The organism is Desulfosporosinus nitroreducens, from assembly GCF_023897015.1.
In the GTDB taxonomy this organism is placed as follows: domain Bacteria; phylum Bacillota; class Desulfitobacteriia; order Desulfitobacteriales; family Desulfitobacteriaceae; genus Desulfosporosinus; species Desulfosporosinus nitroreducens.
Map to the genome: position 1 here is coordinate 139,870 of NZ_JAMHFY010000005.1, position 20,698 is coordinate 160,567.

General features: G+C 44.3%; 19 protein-coding genes. All 19 read right to left on the reverse strand.

Features of this window, described 5'->3' with window-relative positions; all coding sequences use genetic code 11:
* Window positions 1-13 precede the first annotated feature (13 nt).
* The 19 genes from M8E35_RS07735 to M8E35_RS07825 all read right to left on the reverse strand — a co-directional run bounded on the left by M8E35_RS07735 (window position 14) and on the right by M8E35_RS07825 (window position 20,621).
* The gene (locus M8E35_RS07735) at window positions 14-1,429 is read right to left on the reverse strand and encodes a UDP-N-acetylmuramoyl-tripeptide--D-alanyl-D-alanine ligase (protein ID WP_252468272.1); all 1,416 of its coding nucleotides are present in this window, start codon (window positions 1,427-1,429) and stop codon (window positions 14-16) included.
* Window positions 1,410-2,900 (reverse strand): UDP-N-acetylmuramoyl-L-alanyl-D-glutamate--2,6-diaminopimelate ligase, encoded by a 1,491-nt coding sequence (locus M8E35_RS07740; RefSeq protein ID WP_252468273.1) that lies wholly within the window; start codon window positions 2,898-2,900, stop codon window positions 1,410-1,412. The genes M8E35_RS07735 and M8E35_RS07740 overlap by 20 nt, the downstream gene beginning before the upstream one ends.
* Before the next feature lie 98 nt (window positions 2,901-2,998).
* Window positions 2,999-5,053 (reverse strand): penicillin-binding transpeptidase domain-containing protein, encoded by a 2,055-nt coding sequence (locus tag M8E35_RS07745; RefSeq protein WP_252468274.1) that lies wholly within the window; start codon window positions 5,051-5,053, stop codon window positions 2,999-3,001.
* Between the two features lie 53 nt (window positions 5,054-5,106).
* Window positions 5,107-5,598, reverse strand: a complete 492-nt coding sequence (locus M8E35_RS07750; protein ID WP_252468275.1) for a septum formation initiator — start codon at window positions 5,596-5,598, stop codon at window positions 5,107-5,109.
* Window positions 5,599-5,627: 29 nt separating this feature from the next.
* A complete protein-coding gene (rsmH, locus tag M8E35_RS07755) occupies window positions 5,628-6,560 on the reverse strand; it encodes a 16S rRNA (cytosine(1402)-N(4))-methyltransferase RsmH (RefSeq protein ID WP_252468419.1) in 933 nt (310 codons plus the stop codon).
* 16 nt (window positions 6,561-6,576) lie between these two features.
* Window positions 6,577-7,008: a division/cell wall cluster transcriptional repressor MraZ gene (gene mraZ, locus M8E35_RS07760; protein WP_200797878.1), complete on the reverse strand. Its 432-nt coding sequence runs from the start codon at window positions 7,006-7,008 to the stop codon at window positions 6,577-6,579.
* Between the two features lie 530 nt (window positions 7,009-7,538).
* Window positions 7,539-8,921 (reverse strand): dihydrolipoyl dehydrogenase, encoded by a 1,383-nt coding sequence (gene lpdA, locus M8E35_RS07765; RefSeq protein WP_252468276.1) that lies wholly within the window; start codon window positions 8,919-8,921, stop codon window positions 7,539-7,541.
* A gap of 311 nt (window positions 8,922-9,232) precedes the next feature.
* Window positions 9,233-9,748 carry a LysM peptidoglycan-binding domain-containing protein gene (locus M8E35_RS07770; protein ID WP_252468278.1) on the reverse strand — a complete coding sequence of 172 codons (516 nt, stop codon included), beginning with the start codon at window positions 9,746-9,748 and terminating at the stop codon, window positions 9,233-9,235.
* A 390-nt stretch (window positions 9,749-10,138) separates the two neighbouring features.
* Window positions 10,139-10,336: a DUF1858 domain-containing protein gene (locus M8E35_RS07775; protein ID WP_252468279.1), complete on the reverse strand. Its 198-nt coding sequence runs from the start codon at window positions 10,334-10,336 to the stop codon at window positions 10,139-10,141.
* Window positions 10,337-10,853: 517 nt separating this feature from the next.
* Window positions 10,854-11,921, reverse strand: a complete 1,068-nt coding sequence (locus tag M8E35_RS07780) for a methionine synthase (protein ID WP_252468281.1) — start codon at window positions 11,919-11,921, stop codon at window positions 10,854-10,856.
* 174 nt (window positions 11,922-12,095) lie between these two features.
* A complete protein-coding gene (locus M8E35_RS07785; protein ID WP_252468283.1) occupies window positions 12,096-14,261 on the reverse strand; it encodes a glycoside hydrolase family 2 protein in 2,166 nt (721 codons plus the stop codon).
* Between the two features lie 160 nt (window positions 14,262-14,421).
* A complete protein-coding gene (locus M8E35_RS07790; protein WP_073028351.1) occupies window positions 14,422-14,850 on the reverse strand; it encodes a Fur family transcriptional regulator in 429 nt (142 codons plus the stop codon).
* Window positions 14,851-15,111: 261 nt separating this feature from the next.
* Window positions 15,112-15,282: a 4Fe-4S ferredoxin gene (gene fdxA / locus M8E35_RS07795; RefSeq protein WP_073028352.1), complete on the reverse strand. Its 171-nt coding sequence runs from the start codon at window positions 15,280-15,282 to the stop codon at window positions 15,112-15,114.
* A 113-nt stretch (window positions 15,283-15,395) separates the two neighbouring features.
* A complete protein-coding gene (locus M8E35_RS07800; protein WP_200797867.1) occupies window positions 15,396-15,551 on the reverse strand; it encodes a hypothetical protein in 156 nt (51 codons plus the stop codon).
* Between the two features lie 91 nt (window positions 15,552-15,642).
* On the reverse strand, window positions 15,643-16,998 hold the full coding sequence (locus tag M8E35_RS07805; RefSeq protein ID WP_373887430.1) for a vWA domain-containing protein: 1,356 nt from the start codon (window positions 16,996-16,998) through the stop codon (window positions 15,643-15,645).
* Entirely contained in the window at window positions 16,973-17,896 is a 924-nt protein-coding gene (locus M8E35_RS07810; RefSeq protein ID WP_252468286.1) for an AAA family ATPase, read from the reverse strand. The genes M8E35_RS07805 and M8E35_RS07810 overlap by 26 nt, the downstream gene beginning before the upstream one ends.
* 254 nt (window positions 17,897-18,150) lie before the next feature.
* Window positions 18,151-19,281, reverse strand: coding sequence for an N-acetyl-alpha-D-glucosaminyl L-malate synthase BshA (gene bshA, locus M8E35_RS07815; RefSeq protein ID WP_252468288.1), 1,131 nt, complete (start codon window positions 19,279-19,281; stop codon window positions 18,151-18,153).
* A gap of 141 nt (window positions 19,282-19,422) precedes the next feature.
* A complete protein-coding gene (locus M8E35_RS07820; protein ID WP_073028356.1) occupies window positions 19,423-19,782 on the reverse strand; it encodes a YlbF/YmcA family competence regulator in 360 nt (119 codons plus the stop codon).
* 143 nt (window positions 19,783-19,925) lie between these two features.
* Window positions 19,926-20,621 (reverse strand): hypothetical protein, encoded by a 696-nt coding sequence (locus M8E35_RS07825; protein WP_252468290.1) that lies wholly within the window; start codon window positions 20,619-20,621, stop codon window positions 19,926-19,928.
* Window positions 20,622-20,698 lie beyond the last annotated feature (77 nt).

A 20,698-nucleotide genomic window follows, 5' to 3' on the forward strand; every position in this document is an offset into this window, starting at 1 on the left:
TCCATCCTTTACTCTATCTTTCAAGTTTTGCAGTGATCTCTTCCATTCGCATTCCTCGTGAACCTTTAATAAGAACCCAGGTCCCCGTACCCCACGACGCGAGCAGATCCAGTGCTTTCTCGACCGCTTCTTTATGTGATCCTGTTACTTTAATCCGATCCTTACCATATCCAGCCTTCTGAGCCCCTTGTGCAATCTCTGCCGCCAAATTCCCCACGGTTATTAGCCCGCTTACTCCTAAACTTGCGAGGGTTCGCCCCACTTCTCGATGGCCCGACTCTGCAGAGATGCCGAGTTCATACATATCTCCCAAAATTGCTAAGGTCTTGTTCCCGCCTGCCCGCTCTTTGAGTACTTCCAGAGAGGCCTGCATGGAAACTGGATTCGCGTTGTAAACATCATTAATAAGGACGCTTCCCAGTACCCCCTGTCGGACTTCCAACCTCATTTTAGATAATTCCAACTCACTCAGTCCCATACATCCCTTATCCAGCGAAACTCCAAGAACAGTACCGACTGCCAAAGCCGCCAAAGCATCCAATACGTTGTGAGTACCCGGCAACGGCAGATTGGCCGACATTTTCTGATCTTTATAGTTCACATCGAAGGTCGTCCCCAATTCTCCCCAAGGCCGAAGCTGAATTCCTTTAATGTTTGGCTTTACAAAAGCACCTTCAAGACCATAAAAACAAATTGAATGGGAATCCTCTTTGGCCTTCTGCACTGAGAACATATCCTCAGCGTTAATTATGGCTATTCCATCATTGGGCAGAGCTTCAACAAGCTCCCACTTGGCTTGGGCAATTCGTTCCTGGGTAAGCAGCAATTCTAAATGAGTTGTGCCAATATTGGTAATTACCCCGATATCCGGTTTTGCAATTTCACATAGACTTTTAATCTCTCCCAAGCCGCGCATACCCATCTCTAGAATTAAAATCTCTGTACCAGGCGGCGCATTAAGGATTGTCAACGGAAGACCTAATTCATTATTATTGTTTTCTTTATTGCGATAGACTCGAAATTGTTTTGACAAGACTGCGTAGATCATATCCTTCGTGGTGGTTTTTCCGTTACTCCCTGTAACTCCGACCACCTTTGCCTTTAATTCTGCACGCCAGTTCTGAGCCAGTTCTTGAAGTGCGATAAAGACAGACTTTACAAGCAAAAGAGCCTTTCCTTCTGGAACATTAGGCTTCGTTTCCGCCTTCTTAAAACGAGCTTCATCCGCGATTGCCAGCACTGCCCCATTTTTCCAAGCAACTTCAATATAATCATACCCATCCACTCGTTCCCCCGGCAGAGCAAAAAACATTTCTCCCCCCCGGGCTTGACGACTATCCAGAATGCACCCTTGAACCTCTAAATTCGGGTTTCCAATCAAACTCCCTTTTGTGACTCGTACAACTGTTTCAGCTGTCCAATTGCGCATAGCCTAGCCCCCTTAGTGCTTCACGTGCTACTTCTCTGTCATCAAACGGGTGAACCTCAGTCCCGAAGATCTGGTAAGTTTCGTGTCCTTTACCGGCGATCAATATTGTATCTCCCGGTTTCGCCAGGTAGCAAGCCCTCCAGATGGCTTCCCTCCGATCTCGCAAAGTTACATAATCTGCTCCTGAAACTCCGGTTATAATTTCTTCAATAATTCGATCAGGATCTTCTGTACGGGGGTTATCTGATGTTACAAAGAGGAAATTACTCCCTTGTGAAGCCACCTTCCCCATGAGCGGCCTTTTAGTTCGATCTCGGTCGCCTCCGCAACCAAAGACTGTCAAAAGTCTCCCCGCAGTAAAATCCCGAGCCGTCCGAACAACGTTCTCTAAACCATCGGGTGTATGCGCATAATCCACTATCACCTGAAAAGGTTGCCCTTGACGAACACTTTCAAAGCGTCCGGGAACACCTGGAATTTCTCCGAGAGCTTCTGCAACAGCAGATGGAAGATACCCTCGTTCAACTCCCCACGCAAAGGCAGCCAAGGCATTATAGACACTAAAAAACCCTGGAGTCGAAAACCAAATATCTTGCACACTTTCACTAAAGCGGACTTGAAATTGTACCCCCTCTGGGGTAACTTCAACATTCTCCGCCCGGTAATCAACAGCGTTGTTAATCCCATAACTCACTACCGGGGCAGCTGATGCCCTGCTCAATTCCCCAAATGCAGGGTCATCCCCATTTAATATACTAATTTTTTTCAGCGGTTTACTTCCCTTTAAATTTGCAAATAAGAGAGCCTTTGCAGAAAGATAGTCCTCCATTGTTTTATGATAATCCAGATGGTCTTGTGTCAAATTTGTGAAAATTCCTGTATCAAATTCACACCCAGCGACTCTTCCGAGGTCCAAAGCATGAGATGACACTTCCATCACTGCCAAGCTTACTCCTTCAGCAACCATATCCCCTAAAAGTTTTTGGACCTCAATGGCTTCAGGCGTTGTCCTGTCTCCCGGGATATCTCTACCGTTGATTCGGGATCCCAGGGTTCCTATCAAGCCGACCTTCTTACCCTGCTTTATCCCTATTTTCTCAATAAGGTAGGTAATGGTTGTTTTGCCATTTGTACCAGTCACGCCTACCATTTCCAGTTGTTCACTAGGGTGACCATAAACAATGGCAGCCAACGTTCCCATAACCTGGCGCACATTCGAAACCTTAACTTGAGGAACATCGAGTGGCAAAAACCGCTCCACAACTAACGCCACAGCTCCAGAGGCGACTGCACTGGCCGCAAAGTCATGACCATCTACTTGAAATCCCGGTACGCAGGCATAAAGATCACCTGCTTGAACAAGCCGCGAATCCATTGACATTCCACGGACGATGACTCGACAATCCCCCAAAGATGCCTGAATCTCAATTCCGCTGATTATGTCTGTTAATGATTTGTTCGCTGTTGGCATTCCTCATCTTTCCTTTCGACTTTATAATATCTCAACTCAAAATATTAACGTAATAATATTATTGACAAATTAACCCTTCAACAGACCTTGGACCGGGATTAGCGCCCCAGTGGACTGACTTCAATCGGCAAACGTCCTGTTAAACTGCGAATGGCTTCAATATCCTCATCCTCATCTTCCCACCAAGGAGTGAGAGTTGGCTTGGATGCATCTGCCCCCAGATAGAGGAGAATATTCGATTCAGCTTCTACTTGCGAGTCCCCGTGAGGAATCTGATCCAGCACTACCTTACCTTGGCCCTCAGTCATTGTCTTGAACCCTGCTTGAGCTAAAATCCTTTCCGCCTCGGCTAAAGGCAGACCTAAGACAGAAGGAACTGTAGCCGCCTTCTTAATGGGCGGAAATTCAAGTCCGGGCATAGGCTTGCCAGGTGTCAACGGCGCCTTAGAATCCGGCTTAACACCCAGGTATCTCAAGGAATCGAGTAGAACAGTCTGGACTACAGGAGATGCCACTACACCGCCATAAAACGGCACACCATCTATTACACACAGGATGGCCAACCTCGGCTTGTCAGCAGGAGCAAACGCTACAAAAGAGGCAACATATTCCCCTTGAATGTACCCGCCATTCTGTACCTTTTGCGCAGTCCCTGTTTTTCCTGCCACACGGTATCCCGGAAGAAAAGAACGACGACCAGTTCCATTGGTTACGACAGATTCTAAAACCTCGCGTTCCAGCTTTGAAGCATCTTCACTGATAATACGCCTGATTTCTTCTTTTTCAAAGGGGGTAACCACCCTTCCACTGGGGCCAACGATTTCTTTGACAAGCTGAGGTTTCATTAACGTCCCACCATTGGCCACTGCAGAAACTGCAGTTAATAGCTGGATAGGGGTAACGTTATTCGTCTGACCAATGGACATAGTCGCCAAGTCCAACGCTGTGGCCTTTTTCTTATTTGCCAAAATGCCCAGTGCTTCCCCAGACATTTCAATTCCAGTCTTTTGACCGAACCCAAAATCCCGCAGATACTTATAGAAATTGTCCATTCCGAGACGTTGTCCCATTTCGATAAAACCCGGATTACAGGAATTTTCGGCCACTTCCATAAAGGTTTGATCACCATGCCCTCCTGCTTTCCAGCAGCGTACATTCTTCCCCAATACGGTATAAGCGCCTTTATCAAAAAAATGCTCAGCAAGCTTGATTTTCTTTTCTTCGAGAGCTGCCGCCAGAGTAATTATCTTAAAGGTAGATCCTGGTTCATAGCCATTTTGAATAGCAATATTACGCCTCGTGCTAGGGTCAGCTTCCTGATATCGATTAGGATCAAAGGTCGGGGCAGAAGCTAAGGCCAGCATCTCTCCTGTATTAGGCTCCATCACCAAGATCGATGCGCTCTTAGGCACTTGTCCGTTCATATTGATTCCCTGACCCGTCATAAGCTTTTGCAATTCCCTTTCCGCAAAAGCTTGGATATTCTTATCGATCGTTAATCTCACAGTGTTTCCCTGTTTGGGCGCTAAATACTGATGTTCAGCCTGAGGCAAGGGAATTCCATTGGCCCCGAATTCTTGGAGGATACTTCCCGGAATCCCTTTTAGCTCGGATTCCCTGGTCAACTCTATTCCTTCAAGACCCTGATTGTCAATTCCCGCATACCCGATAATATGGGCAGCCATGGTTCCATTTGGATAATATCGTTGGCTATCCTCCGTAGTTCCTATTCCAGGAAGCGCTAACGCCCTTACTTGGGCCGCCACCTCAGGGCTAACCCGTTTTTGGACATATTCTAGGGCTGAACGTTTCGTAATACGTGCTTCAATGTCTTGGGCAGGTTTCCCAAGCAGAGGGGACAAAGTTGCTGCCATCTCTTTGGCTCGACCAGACTGCCGAACCTCCGCCGGAACCGCATACACTGTTTCAGTGCTGACGCTCATAGCGAGGACATTTCCTTCACGATCCTCGATATTTCCACGTTTGGGAGCCACTGGAACACCCCGAAAATGAGAATCATCCGCTTTTTTGCGCAAATCGGCTCCTTGACTGAGTTGCACGAAACCCAATCGAGCAATTAAGACGACCAAAAAGATACTGACACACAAAAAAAGAAAAGCGATTCGTTTACGCATGACGACATAAGGACTCACAAGTCCTCACCCCCACCTCTCTGGGGTCTCCGCGTACCCAAAGCGCCTTTCTCTTAACGTTGTGTTGAAGCAAAAAAGCTTGTAAATTTTTGTGAAAATTGTTTAAGTGTCGAGGGTTTAGCCTCTGTAGCCTCTGATGCTTGAGTTTCGGCTTGGGTCAACGGAGCCCCCTTTTGAATTTTGGTCGCAGGTACTACACCTGCCATATACACTTTCCCCGTAGGCTTTTCCATACCCATGGCTAGAGCTACACTCTCAATTCGTCCTACTGAACGAAGTTTGTCGGCCTCCATTTGGAGCAGATCATTTCTGGTTTTAATTGCGGAAATATCATTTTCTAAGGACCGAATCTGAGCTCCTTGGACAACTGTCAGATGAATTGTTTCCGCTCCAATTGCACCAGTTAAACCAACAATGAATGCCAAAACCATAATACTTTTAATCTTAGAGTACCCTTTCCCTTTTCTCACAGGTTGAGGATTTCTCTCGGCCTGGGTTTGCGTCAAAGCCTCCTGCCACTCAACCGTTTCCTGCGCCACTACCATGGGTATTCCTCCTCCTATCGCTTTAGACGTTATATTTTTTCGGCAACCCGTAATTTTGCACTTCTTGATCTAGGATTCTGCTCTACTTCCTCTTCTGATGGAAGAATGGGTTTTCTTGTCAACACCTTGGCAATCATTTTTGCGTCACACCGACAAATCGGTAATTCTGGAGGACACGAGCACCGTCCAAGCCATGATTTCATTCTGTCCTTGACAATGCGATCTTCAAGCGAGTGAAAGGTAATTACACCGACTCGTCCTCCCTGATCCAAACAACTAAGTGCTTGATCCAACACTCTGTCCAAGACCCCTAGTTCATCATTCACTACAATCCGAATAGCCTGGAATGTTCGCTTTGCCGGATGAGGTCCACTGCGTCGAACTGCTGCCGGAACCGCTGCTTTAATGGCCTGAACCAAATCCCCTGTAGTTTCCAGCGGCCGTTCCTTGCGATTTTGGACAATAAATTGCGCAATCCGTTTCGACCATTTCTCTTCTCCATAGTCCCAAATAAGTTGCGCTAATTCCTCTTCAGTCCACGAATTTACAATCTCACGTGCATTCAGAATACCCGAAGGATCCATACGCATATCCAAGGGGGCATCCTGCATATAACTAAAACCCCGTTCGGCTTCATCCAATTGAGGAGACGAGACTCCTAAATCAAATATGATTCCATTAACCGGAAGTAAGTCTAATTCTCTTAGAGTTTCCTCCAAGGACTCAAAGTTTCGATTAATTAAGGTAACCCGCTCATCCTGCCCAAAAACTTCTTCTGCATGACGAATGGCTTGCCCGTCCTGATCAAAACAGATCAATTTCCCAGAAGGTCCAAGCTTTGATAAAATCCTTTGACTATGTCCGGCACCACCTAGGGTGCAATCAACGTATCTGCCCGCGGGGTCCGTAACAACTGAATCTACCGTCTCTTTTAACAACACTGTTACATGATGAAACTCCAAATTAATCCGTTCCTTTCTATATTCCAAGCTGGACGAGGGATTCAGCAGCACTGGCATAAGCACTTTCTGCTTGCTGACTGTATTCTGTCCAAAGTGTCTGGCTCCAAATCTCGACACGACTTGATACTCCCACCAAAACCAGATCTTTCTCTAATTGCGCATAATCCCGCAAATTAGCTGGCAATAGAATTCTTCCCTGCTTGTCCAGTTCACATTCCGTTGCCCCGGAAAAAAAGAAACGAACAAAAGCACGCACATCAGGTTGAGTAAACGGTAACTCACGCAGTTTCTGTTCCAAGGTGTTCCATTCTGCACGAGGGTAAACAAACAAACAGTGATCTAAGCCTTTGGTCACAATAAATTGTTCACCTAAGGCCTCCCGGAATTTGACTGGTATAATTAACCGTCCTTTTCCGTCAATCGTATGAATGTATTCCCCCATAAACATAGTGTTCACCCCACTGACGTGGTTTTCTACCCCACTTTACCCCACTTCATCCCACTATTCTCCATTCGTGATGATAATCCTGCTACAAAATTCCCATTTTCAAATAAAAAATATAAAAACAGGAGGAAGGTCCTATTAAATCAGTGTTGACCAGCTAATAAGATAGGCCATATAGCTGTTTTCGCCTAGTTAACTCGTTCAGCTAAAGCTAAACATCGATTAAAGGGTATAAAATTAAAAGAGCCTTTTGACACACCGCAAATTTGAAGTGTGTCAAAAGGCTCAATTATTTACTGCAAAATGATCAATCAATACTCAATTAATCTCAACACTCCCACTTTTACAAGTGGAAGCGAGACCCTGCAGTCGCTTCGGCGGGGCAGACTCCCCACCGAGTTTTTTTCGTTGTTTATGTTTCGTTGTTCAACTTTAGTTGAAACGAGTTCATTAATCTCCAACCAAAATCCAAAGAAGGATTTGTTAAGACATATGTTTTCTAAAGATAGTCTATTAGCCTAAGTCCAAAAATACTAAGCTAAATGCAATGGTTTACCGTCAATTCCATGCGCCGCCTCCATAATGGTTTCCGGCAATGTCGGATGGGCATGGACTGTCCGCGCAATATCCTCGGCTCGAAGTCCTTTTTCTACTGCAATTACTAATTCAGCGATTAAGGTGCTTGCCTGGGGTCCCATGATACTTGCTCCTATAACCACTCCTTCAGCATTTGCCAGAATTTTTACGATTCCAATACTTTCACCTAGGGCTAAGGCTTTACCATTAGCGGAAAAAGGAAACTTGCTTACACTGTAATCCTTTCCCGAAACTTTGAGCTCCTGCTCCGTAAAGCCAACTACAGCAATTTCAGGATGGGTGAAAATTGCACTAGGTATAGCGCTGTAACTCATTTCAACTGAATGTCCAGCGATGTGTTCTACTGCAATAATTCCTTCTTCAGAAGCCACATGGGCTAACATGATTCCCCCGACGACATCACCAATGGCATAAACATTGGGAAGATTCGTTTGCATCTGAGCGTTAACCTTAATAGCTCCTCTGTCTAATTCCAAACCTAAACTATCTGCGTCAATCCCCCTCATACTCGGCTTGCGACCCGTAGATAAAAGGACACGATCGGCAGGAATGTCTCTTACTCCTTTAGCATCCTCAATCTGAACGACCAGGCTTTCCCCTTCTTGGCGAATCTGCTTTACCGCCGTCTTCGTCAAAATATCCATTCCACTGCGTTTTAACAAAGGAGTTAACCTCTTTGGAATTTCCTCATCAATCGTAGGCAACAGACTTGGAAGCATTTCCACTACACTTACTTTCACTCCAAAAGCCTCATAAATTGAAGCAAATTCTAAACCAATAACCCCTCCGCCGATAATAACCAGGCATTTGGGTAGATCTGTCCCTTCAAGAATCTCATCACTAGTCTCAACCCCTGGGAGATCAGACCCTGGAATGGGGATACGAACAGGCACAGATCCGGTAGCCAAAATAACATTTTCCACTTCAAAATGTTCCACACCACTTTCGGTCGTCACTGAAATCTGCCCCGCTTTTTTGAATTCTCCCCAACCTTTCACCACACGAATATTCGCAGCTTTCATCAACTTCTCCACACCAGTGACAAGCGAATTGACAACTTGATCTTTTCGAGCGACTACAGCCCCGTAATCCATCCGTTTTTCACCCACAAATAAGCCAAACTCCTCAGCCCGTCCTATCTCACGCCATAAATCTGCACTCTTTACCAAAGCCTTAGTAGGGATACACCCACGGTTCAAACACGTACCACCCAATCGGTCACCCTCAATCAACAGTACCGATAAACCCAATTGGGCAGCTCTTAAAGCACATACATATCCTCCAGGTCCTCCACCAAGTATACCAACCTGATAATCCACATTACCTCTCTCCTTCCATTCAATTATCCATTATTCTATTCAATCAATCACTTTACCTGCTTAATCATACGAATGACACGAAACCTCAAAACAAATATGTCCAACACAATTCGATCGTATGCATTCATCTCCAAGGGGTCGTGATACCAAGTCACCCTAAGATATCATGCTCGCCGATTAAATAGTTAATAGTTGGTTATACGAATGTATCAAAGAAACCTTCTCCGTCATTATAAAAGGATCTAAACTCCAAGTTTGCACTCAGAGTTTAGATCCTTATAACATCGCAATTTTTATTATAATGCTTGCAATTAGCCGTAAAACTCTTCAGTAGATGCTCCAGGTATAAACAGGATTTGCCCTGGATAGATAAGATCTGGGTTACGAAGATTGTTTGCAAGAATAATACCTTGCATTGTCGTGCCGTAGCGTTTAGCAATTTTCCAAACGGTGTCCCCTTTTTTCACAACATAAACCTCAGGTGAGGGAGTAGGCGTTGGCACAGGACAATGATGTTCATGATGATGATGCCGTTGTTGCATCACAGGTGAACCACATGGTGAACAAGGCCTTGGGCCTTCAAGATCAAGCGAAACAAAACCAGGATCCATGTCAACATCTAGATTAACGAACCCGCCAGGCGGATACATACAAGGACCACCATGCATCATACCTCCTTGCATACCAGGCATTCCCGGCATACCTTGCATGCCCTGCATGCCTTCCATACCAGGCATTCCTTGCATACCTTCCATGCCTTGCATGCCCTGCATGCCCTGCATACCTGGTGTAAAAGTAGGGTTATAAGCAACGGAACGTAATTCCATATCAATTTCCTCCTTCAATATCGCAAGATTATTTATTCAATCATCATAGGATTTATTTCTTGCTCTTAACTAATAACAATATATGGTATTAATGTTATAATGTGTATGTACATCAAATAAACTAAATTTATTTTTAGATGCATTCGACTTTACCCGAAGCTATGAATTTAGCATGTATCTAAATTTAAACAAAAGCAATTCCTTGTAAACCGACTTGTACTCTAACCTATAATAACAATCTATTAATGATTTAGATTTAATAATCCTGTCCAAAACTATGGAAAGACTGTTTCTACTGAGACAAAAAAAGAGCCGGTCCTTAATTAGACCAGCTTGATTAACTAAAATTAACGTGAAGTATATTTCTCCTCGCATAAATGTAAGGATATTCTATACAGCAGCAATTGCCTTATTAAGTTTTTCAACTAACTCATCTGGATTTTTCCCATGAGTTAAAGCTGCTCCTTCAACACTCTCCATCGCGGAAGACGGACATCCTAAGCAATGCATCCCAAGTTCTAAGAAAACTTGAACTGTTTGAGGATATTGCTTCAATACTTGGCCCACAGTCATTTCTTTTGTTAGCATATAAAATTCCTCCTCCGTATTCCTTAGTGAAATACTCGGTTTTATTATAGAGCAAAATTGTCGGATATGCAACCCAATCATCCTCTAAGTCCGATGTTAAAATACCCATGTGCAACTTCATGCAAACATTTTTCTCGGAGCACAAGAGCGTGACGTCGACACGGGCAGTACGCCGGAGGAATGAAGGCGTCATGAAATGTGCCTTCTCCCAAGCGTCCCCTCGACCCAAGCCCAGAGCGCAGTATGACACGAGCGCGACATCTTTACGTAAGCAGAATAGCAAACTTCCGTTTAAGCGACCGACCCGAAACGCGGGGCAGTGTACAGGGATGTACAGGGATGTACACTGCCGCCAGTGAGCCACGGACGGCTCATCTGGCACGATAGTCTCCAGTGGAGATTATCGCCGTAGGCGGATTCTTCAAAATAATACTATCGCCGAAGGATGAACCCCGCTCCCCAAAGCCAGTCGCTTAAACGGTTAGTTTGCTCTGCGTCGTAAGCACCGAGCGCTGTGTCACACAAGCCCCCCCTGGATCTCAGCCAAAAGCCCATAAATGTGCTCTGACAACTCTTTCTGGAGCGTACCCGTCCCACAGCTCGGTGTTATCATACTTTGCTGACGAAGCAGACTTTCATCAACCCCACGCTTCACAAGTTCCGCAATATTATCTTCCAACCGAATTATCAAACTTTCAGCGGTCTCTTTCCAGGCGACTGGATTAGTAGGAACAATACCCCAAGAAAGGACACCCCCGCGCATCAAAAATCTGTTGATAGGCTCAGCTAAAACCATCATGCTCTGCATATAGTCATATGCATCAAAATTCACGACTACCACCTTCGAATCAAAAAGAAGGGTCCAATCCATCCCTGCACAGACATGTGCGCCAGGAATCCCCCCTTGGCGGAGAATCCCCTCGAAAATCGAGTTTAACTCGGCTATCAGGTTCTCTCGATTTAGAGTTACATGAGTTGAAGCACCAAAACCATAAAGCCCCGGGTCATCAACTGTCATAATCACAGGCAGACCAAACTTTCGGAGTCGTTTCGTTTGCCACTCAGCATGCAAAGTAAGAGTCTTAACCAACATATCTCGCAAACTCTCATCATAATAACTAGATCGTCTATTTTTATCCGTGATTTGCATTCCCAGCGTCAGAGGCCCGCTGAGTTGCCCCTTAAGTATTACAGCTTCTCGTGTCCCTGAACGTTCTAGACTGCGATAGAAAGCTTCGAATCCTTCTCCCCCCTGTGAGCTGAAGCCAAAGCGATCCAAGGCTTGTTCATCTCCCTCAATGCCCTGTAAATAAAGCGAATAAAATTCAGTCATGCGCTCTAGCCAATCTGTCTCCTCTATCTGAAACTTCGGATTCGTGACATCGCCAATAACTCCAGTTTCAATCAAGGCATTGAGGTACTGTCCAATAAATGAACTCTCAGCTCCCAGGTTAGGAAGCTGAGGCCAATGCGGCGCAAAAGGAACACTATTCCAAATTAAATCTAAAGCCTCTTCACTGTTAGTTTGAGGAACACTTCCTACGCCCGTTGTTAAAAAACGAGGTATAAATCCTTCATTCTTCATATAATTCAACCTGCCCATCTAAAATAAATTAGCCTCTGCTGCTCCCATTATAGTACGAGAACCAAAGTTAACTTGTTCATCTTAAGCTTTGATCGAGATTCACTGCCTGATGTCTGAGAAGCCCCCTCCAGAAAGAAACGGGAGGCAAAAATCAGTATAGGTATATGGATTATTTCACCATAACGTCTGTAATTGTTGGATTATTGATTCCGTCAGAGGTTTTAACATATTCCAAAGAAAGAACCAATCCGCAAGGTAAAAGAGAGCACACACAAATAAGGAAGCAACAATAATTCCCGGCACCCATAAGAACGGCCGATAATGCCCTCCAATCCGGTGGATATCATGAATACGAATAGGCATAAATAGACAGACAAGAAGGATGTATCCAAGAATCGGCACATAATATGGAATCCCCCAGGGCATCAAAGCCCACCCAATTGCGATAAAGACGGCCCAACGGTAACGCCTTTCCAACCAATAAATAAGACCAACTTCATGTGGTGTATCCGGTAAATGAGGGATAACTACTCCAATCTGGAGCAGTCGAATGAAAATAATTAACTCCGCAAACATCACCCAGATAAGCCAAGGGGATTGTGCTTGCAACAATTGAATTCCAGGCCATAAATGCGAAAACCAGGGATTAACGTGAATCGGAATCCGAAATACTCCTGAAGTTAATAGCCCTGCCACCATACACACACGGGCAATCACAAACAATCCATTCCATAACCATGCATTGCGCAAGCGGCGTTTAGGCTTTTTGTCTCCTATCTCCTTGTAGCGCCAAGTTACCGACCGAATATTCATCCAGGCTAGGAAAACCATTAGAATAGCCCAAGTTCCAGCGAGATTTTGTTCCTTAGCCCAACGAACACCTGCGCTAGAAGGAGTTCCAACATTTACTTCTCCCCATACTCCTTTAATCATAGGACCTTCGATAAAAATCGATTGTTCCTCTGCCAGTCCTGTGCGAAGGTCGGGGATTAGTTTTAGGGCAAAGGCTAAATTGGGTTGAACTTCTTTTTCGGCTTGTTGAAAATACGTTTGGGCCAATTCACCAGAATCTAAACCTTTCCCTACCGTCCAGGCCCAAAGAGATGGATGATACATTTTCTCTTTAATCACGTTCCGAAAAACATCCGGCTGTGGAAGTCTCTTAGACGGGACCAACTCGACAGGCATTTCAGCCCAAACTCCTATCCCTACGCGATCCGCAGTTTTCAACCAAATCTCATCTGGAAGTTGCCCAATAAAGTAGATAAGGTTTTTTCCTTTTTGCCGTTCTGATATTAACCACGATTCCAACTCCCCAGAGTTACGAAGACGATATTCCTCTTGAGGAGTCAAGGCCTCTCCTGAGATTAGGATAGTTTGATTATTCAATTTCCAATTTCCAGATTCAAGAGAGACCGTACGGAGACCCAAGGGCAATGACAAATCGTCAAGGTCTCCTTTATTGTTCGTGACCGTTAGATGAAGTTGATAGAGAAAAGGATCTTCCATCGTCCAACGCCGGGCATCCGGCAGTGTAAAGGTTAATGTCACGGGTTGGCGATCAGCGCTTTCCTGGGGATCTACTATTATTGTCTGCTCAGCTAAACCTGCAGAACCATCTGAGATCACACCGTAAACCGTCCAAGGTCCTTCCTGCGCAAACCCTCGATGCAACAAATCCGTAGATACAGTTATTTGCGCGGCATTCTCTAACCAGTTAACGCTTACTTGCGGGGGTACTAATGTCGTTTCTACTACCGCATCTAAACGAATATCGCCCTTAATATACCCAGATTTTGGCCAAGAGGAACCAAATAACGTAGCGCGCTGTTCGGCACTTCCCGTGAGCTCTACTAAGAGAATATTATCTTCTCCATAGCGAAATGCCTTAGGGAAGATCTCTAATTCGTTCGCGCCTCCACTTCCTTCAAATTCTCCAATTTTCTGATTGTTGGAGATTCCATTTAAGTAAACATTCGCATGCCCCTGTACTCCATTAAAAGTAAGCAACATAGTCCGCGAACTCCACTCCCCCGGGATTTGAAGCCGTTTAGTTACGACCGAAAATCTCGCACTTGAGGGAAGGGCCAGAGAGCTTCCTTTAGTTAAAAAGGATTGATTAGTTATTCCTTGGGAACGTTCGGATTCCGTTGTCCAGGCCTGACGCAATGAGGAAAACCGACTCCAATTCCCATTTAAATTCTGAGTAAAACGTGCAGAACTTATACCGCTTTGCTCAGCATAAAGAGACTCTCCCGCAGAACCTTGCCAGCTCCACCACAGAGTTCCTAATGTTAGTAACCATAAGACAATAAAAAACATGAAGCGACGATTAAACATAAAACGGCCCCTTCTAACATTTGTTCAATTAATACCGTTGATAAATAAGATATTCGAGAAAGATTACTAAAACCCTTGCGAGCAATAAAAAAACTCATTTGGTAAACCAGCCCTAACGAAGGACCACGTTCACCAAACGAGTTTTTGCATAGTCTGCGCCTTAATTAAGTTGCTCATCCTTGAGGCAGTCCGGGCAAACCCCATAAAACTCCATACGATGTCCCAAAATAAGAAAACCCGATTTCTCCATTACTTCTTTTTCCATATTGATTAGAGGTCCATGAAAGTCTGCTACCTTACCACACTTTGAACAAACGATATGATAATGGTTATTGGGGTTGCCATCAAAACGACTAGCCATATCTCCATAAGACAACTCCAAAAGATGTCCATGCTCTTTTAGCATGTTTAGTGTATTATAAATCGTCCCCAAGCTAACCCCTGGGAATTTTGCCTTTACGTGATGATAAATTTCATCAGCCGTGGGATGGGACTGAGTTTCAAGCAAGAATTCTAAAATTGCTTGTCTCTGCGGTGTAAAACGGACACCTTTATCTTTTAACTGTTTGAGAATTCCGATTGCATTCATGTCCGTATCCTCTTTCTTAGGTATTTTGAAATCACTTTTAATTAGATTTTAAGTCAATATAATAAATTTGTCAACCAAAGAACTGCTGTTTAGAGAAGTTGTTAATAGTTTTTCTTAATTAATAGCTTTTTCAGGATAAGTTTTCGAATAATCCGACGATAAGCCTACACATCCAACGCCCATAAGGCGAATCCAAAAAAAGGAGAGTTAAATAACTCTCCTTTTTTTGGATTACTGCTTAAAATAAAATTCAGGTAAATATTAAGCAGGATTTGGTGCTTCAACTGGACAGACAGTAGCACATGAACCGCAGTCGATACAAAGCTCTGCATCAATAACGTATTGACCGTCACCTTCGCTGATTGCAGATACTGTACATTCCCCTTCGCACGCACCACAACTTATGCATTCTGAGTTAATAACGTATGCCATAGCAAAAACATCCCCTCTTCTCCGAACTTCAAAATCAATATACCAAAGCCGCGGAAAAAAGGCAAGCTAAAAAAATATTATCATCTCCCATTACACAACAAATTATTCTTAGGTTAAAGATCTCGTCCCGGTCTGTAAGGCACTTGATAAAGCCTGCGCAAACAATGAGAACAATAAGGCAATACTCGATTACTTACATGATTTCTACGGAAAAGAATATGTCCTAAATCTTCATGTTCAAAACCACAAGCACGACATTTTTCCAACATAAATTTACCCCCTCACACCTTTGTGTGTTTCTGTACAAATACTTTAATTATAGTATGCTCCTTTTAACCGAAAAATAAACAAGCAATTTGTCTAGAATTGCTTGTTTAAAATCTGGGTTAAATGGCCGAGCGTGAAACACTCATACATTTGACAGAAAGGAAGAAACGCGTTTACAAAAGGAGTTTCCGACCAGCGGCGTTCAGGAAGAGTATTTAGCCACAGCACCTCTCGAACATGTCTGCGAACCCCGCTTAGTAAGGCCGCAGCCTTTTCACCTTCAAGGGTCTGTGCATCACTGACGATAAGCAACAAGGTTTGCTTTGTAAACGTATCAGGATACTTCTTCTGCAAAGTTTCTAAAGCATTAGCAAGATTAGTCCCGCCTCCCCACTCTTTCCCTGATACTGAGAACGCTTCCATAACCATCGCTTCAAATGTCTGACCCTTTCTGAACTTGCCGTTCAAAGGAATCAACGATTCCCCAAAGGCGAATGTTTTTATTCCACTTACAACGGTCGAAAGTCCATAAACGAATTGCCAGATAAACTCTGTATATTTGAGCATAGATCCTGATATGTCACACAGCAACACAATTCTGGGCCTTCCTTTGCGGCGGCTTCGATAGCTTCTATCAACAAGCACTCCGCCATAACGCAGATTTTTTCGCAAAGTAGAGCGCATATCTAAGCCGCCTCGTCGCCGAGCCGCCCTATAGCGACGAGTAACTTGACTGGCGAGACGTTGACTGAGACGACGGATTAAACGGATAACTTCTGGCCATTCTTCAGGAGAAATCTTCTTCAAATCCCTGCTGAGAACCTCAACTTCCCGGTCACGCAACGCGCGTTCCACCTCAGAAAGAACCCCGTTCGTCGAACCTGGGGAAAGAACTGGCTCATCTTCGTTTAATTTCTTGCGCCAATACTCCAAGGAGCCCCGGAGAACCCGTTCCACCATAGGCTGATAAGAATGATCCACCGTAACCCCGCTCCGTGTCCCATTAGACGATTTCTCAAGAAAATCGCGCAATCGTTGTTTATCCTTTTCGGGCAAGCTGGCATAAACTGCCCGCTGTTCCTCACTAATATCCAATTCATTGTCCTGAAAGCGCAGATCTTGATATGTACTCTCGATCTGTTGGTTCCATTGGTTTGTTTGCTGGGTTGCCTCCTTCTGCCAAGCCTCTTTTTGCTCCAAAGTAGCAAAGTAAGCCCGAAAGGCTTCTTGGAAAGCAGAAATATGTTGAACGTTCTTAACAAGTGTCGCTTGCAGAATGGCCTCAACTTTATCTCGATCCACTAAACCGATAAGGGATAAACCTTCCGTTGCATCAGAAATCTCAGAAGGACTAATTTTAAGTCCCACGGTTCTTAACAACTGCGCAAATTCCACTAAATGACGATCTAATTCACTGACTTTTCTATCGCTGTTGATGTCCATGCACATGCCTTTCTCCTTGTGCCATTTTACTCGACTCAAAAAGGAGGCGTTCTGCTCCCATCTCACGATAGAAAAGCTCTACATCATCCTGGCTCTTAAGCAACAAGGTTAAAGTGGCATCGACCCAGGCCGGATCGAGACCAGTCTTACCCATCACGAGCAAGGCTTTTGCCCAGTCCATTGTTTCCGAGACAGAAGGGATTTTATTTAGAGAGAGGCGTTCCCGAAGAACATTGACAGCTCGAGCCACTTCTAATGCTAATCGTTCCGGCAAATCCGGAACTTTGGCTCTAAGAATGCGGACTTCCTTGTTGACCGAAGGCGGCTCTACATATAAAAAAATACAGCGTCGCTTCAATCCATCTGAGAGCTCCCTTTCTCCATTTGAGGTTAAGACCACCATTGGGCGTTCTTTAGCCCTAATTGTTCCCATCTCAGGTATTGTCACTTGGAACTCTCCTAAAAGCTCAAACAGAAATGCTTCAAACTCAGAATCCGTCTTATCAATTTCATCGATCAGAAGGACGCTCCTTTTCTCACTTAAAAGTGCCTGCAGCAAAGGGCGAGGAAGCAGATAGTTTGTAGAGAAGAGATCTGCCTCTTGAAGATGCTCACGGCCCATCTGGATTTTTAAGAGTTGACGTTGATAATTCCATTCGTAAAGTGCTTTCGTCTCATCCAGCCCTTCATAACATTGCAAGCGAATCAGCGGAGCATCTAGTACTTGGCTTAACACTTTGGCAATTTCTGTCTTGCCCACCCCAGCCGGTCCGGAGATCAAAATCGGTTTGCCTAACTCAGTCGCTAAGTAGGTCGTAAGCGCGATTCGATCATTCCGTTCGGTAATGTAACCAATGGCTTCTAACTCATTCTCAAACTGATCCAGCGTCCTTCGATTTTGCATCTAATTCCCCCCTAATCGCAGTTCGATATTCGTAGATCGTGGTTCGTGACTCTAGCTTGAACCACAGCACGAAATCGATAAGTGACTCCTTCAGCTAAAGCTGAACATTGTGGCTTAAGATACGAAAGCCTCTCTTGACGATAGTGTTCAGTACTAAAGTCCAGCACCATAGGGCGCATGCGCCTACTCTAGTATATAACTACGATAATAAAACTTCAAACTTTAATACAAGACTTCCCGTATCGACCCACGAACTACGAACCTCGAATCACGCTTTCGTATACTGATTCATAGCTTTTCACGGCCCGTTCAATTGGAAATGATTCTCTGGCCCAGGTTGTAGCTTGTTCAGAAAAAGCCTTATACCGTAATTGATCGGTCAAAAGTTTAAGAACCGCCTCGCTCATCCCATGGATATCTCCTACGTCTGCCAGATAGCCTGTTTCCCCATGCCGCACAACTTCAGGCAATCCTCCAACCCGACTAGCTACTACCGGAACCCCGCAAGCCATCGCCTCAAGCGCAACAAGACCAAAGCTTTCTTGTGCCGAAGGGAGTAGAAAAACATCGGCCATCTGTAAAATATCCTGAACATTTTCCTGTTTACCAAGAAACAGAACCTTTTTCTCAAGCCCTAATTTAACGACCTCCCGTTCAACCCTAGCCATCTCTGGCCCATCTCCGACGAGTAAAAGGCGACTGGGAACTACTTTTTCCACCAAAGCAAAAATATTAACGACATCTACAACCCTTTTCACTTCTCGGAAATTTGAAATATGTGTTAATACCTTTTCTCCTAAAGGGGCAAAATGATCCTTGCATTTTGACATCAGTTCCCCCTTTGGTAAATACATCTTAGGATCAATAAAATTCGGAATAACCTCAATGCTTTGTTCCAGCGACCCAAAAGCAACAGCCGTTTCTTTTGCAAGCGCATCGGATACAGCTGTAATACGGTCGCTAACCCGCAACGCCAAACAAGTTAAGAGCTTAAATTCTTCAAAAGCACCCACTAAAGTCACATCTGTACCATGCAGAGTTGTCACCAGAGGAATTGGCTTCATCATCATTTGTTTGGCCAAATATGCGCTAATACTATGTGGAATTGCATAATGGGCATGAATCAAATCTAACCCTACATAATTAGCTACTTCTACGATTTTATTAGCAAGTAAAAGTGTGTAGGGAGGATATTTAAATACTGGATAGCTTACATCCGTCACTTCATGATAAAAAAGTTTCTCATGAAACCGACGTAAACGAAAAGGTCGAGCCGAGGAAATAAAATGGACTTCATGTCCTCGTTCGCCCAGTGCATACCCTAGCTCGGTTGCGACCACACCGCTCCCACCATAGCTCGGGTAACAAACCATTCCGATTTTCAACTCATTGCACCTCTTTTAATTAGCATACTCCAAAGGGCTTGGATGCCTAAGGTGCTCCAATTCTGACTTCCCGCGTTACCATTACGCCATCCTAACGTGAAAGAAGTCTTTGCTATCGAGCAACTTCAAGATCTCTTCTGTTCAGGGATTAATTTCCTCAAAACCTATCGGCATTGCATCTTGAATTGCCTCGCCAATAATCTTTTGAATATCATTAACCATGCAAGATACTTCGAATTCAGCTTCCAAATACTCCCTGGCAGTCGGGTTTATGCTTACCAAACTGTATAATCGTTCTAATTCTTGCTGCTTTTCCTCACTAACCTCTTGCTCTAACATTTGAGCTTCGCGGATCTCCCATTGTTTCAATTGGAATTCGCGAACCATCTTGTGATTATTAGCATCACTCATAACCTTTTCTTTTGATTTAAGGAACTGCTTGAATTGATCAGACTCCTTAAGTGTACGAGCTAACTCGTGGGCCAAATCAGTAGTAGCCATATCCCTTCCCTCTCCTCTGTCCGTACCTATCTATGTCTTTATTCTTAATATCTCATTATATAGAATTTTATTGGAAGAGACAAATACAAGAAACTTGGCAAGTATAAAATAAAAGTTATACTTTCTGACTAAACTCTTGAAAGTCAAACATCCTCAGCCTTATTCACAATTTGTTCCAACAAGTCAAAAGCCTGTAACCGGCTAAACGACAATAAATCTGTCCATTGTTCTCGGGAAATAATCCAGGGACTGTGCACAGCCGCTCGACTTGCAAACCCGAGTGGACATCCGCCATACATTTTTTCCAAACGGCGTTGGGCGAGGCTTATAGGTCCGGGTGGATGAGCATTGCAGGTTATCGGTTCTAAGCACAACACAGGCTCACTCTCATAGGTCACTGATAAACTGAACTTAGAGAGCTGCCTTATCCCTACTTTATCGTGACTAATCGGCCCCTCTAAAGGGACCGGGTCCGGTTGGATAACCCCGCCAAGTTTCTGCCAAAAGCTCTTTTCAGAGAGACTGGCATTAGAAACACATACCCCCAAAGCTCCCATTTGTAAGGCGAAACGAACGACAAAACGAGCAAAATCACACTCCACATTTCCCTTTAAGGACAGGCCATCTATAATAACAAGCCTTTCAGCGCTGCTTAAAGTTAGATCTCCAATTCCCGCATCTCCCAATTGAACCACATTATAACCAGGCAATATTTGAATTTGTGGATTTAACCCAGTTCCTTTTTCGGTCAGAAAGGCGCCAAGGGCTAAGGCCCAATCCTTTAGGCCGTCTTCATTCCATTCTGAACGGGGAGAAAGCGCAATTTCTATCCAAGGCATTTTCTTATCTCCTTCACAACCGACTCAACACATATATACTTATTTAGTGTTTCACCGAAGTGTGAAGTCTATCCAAG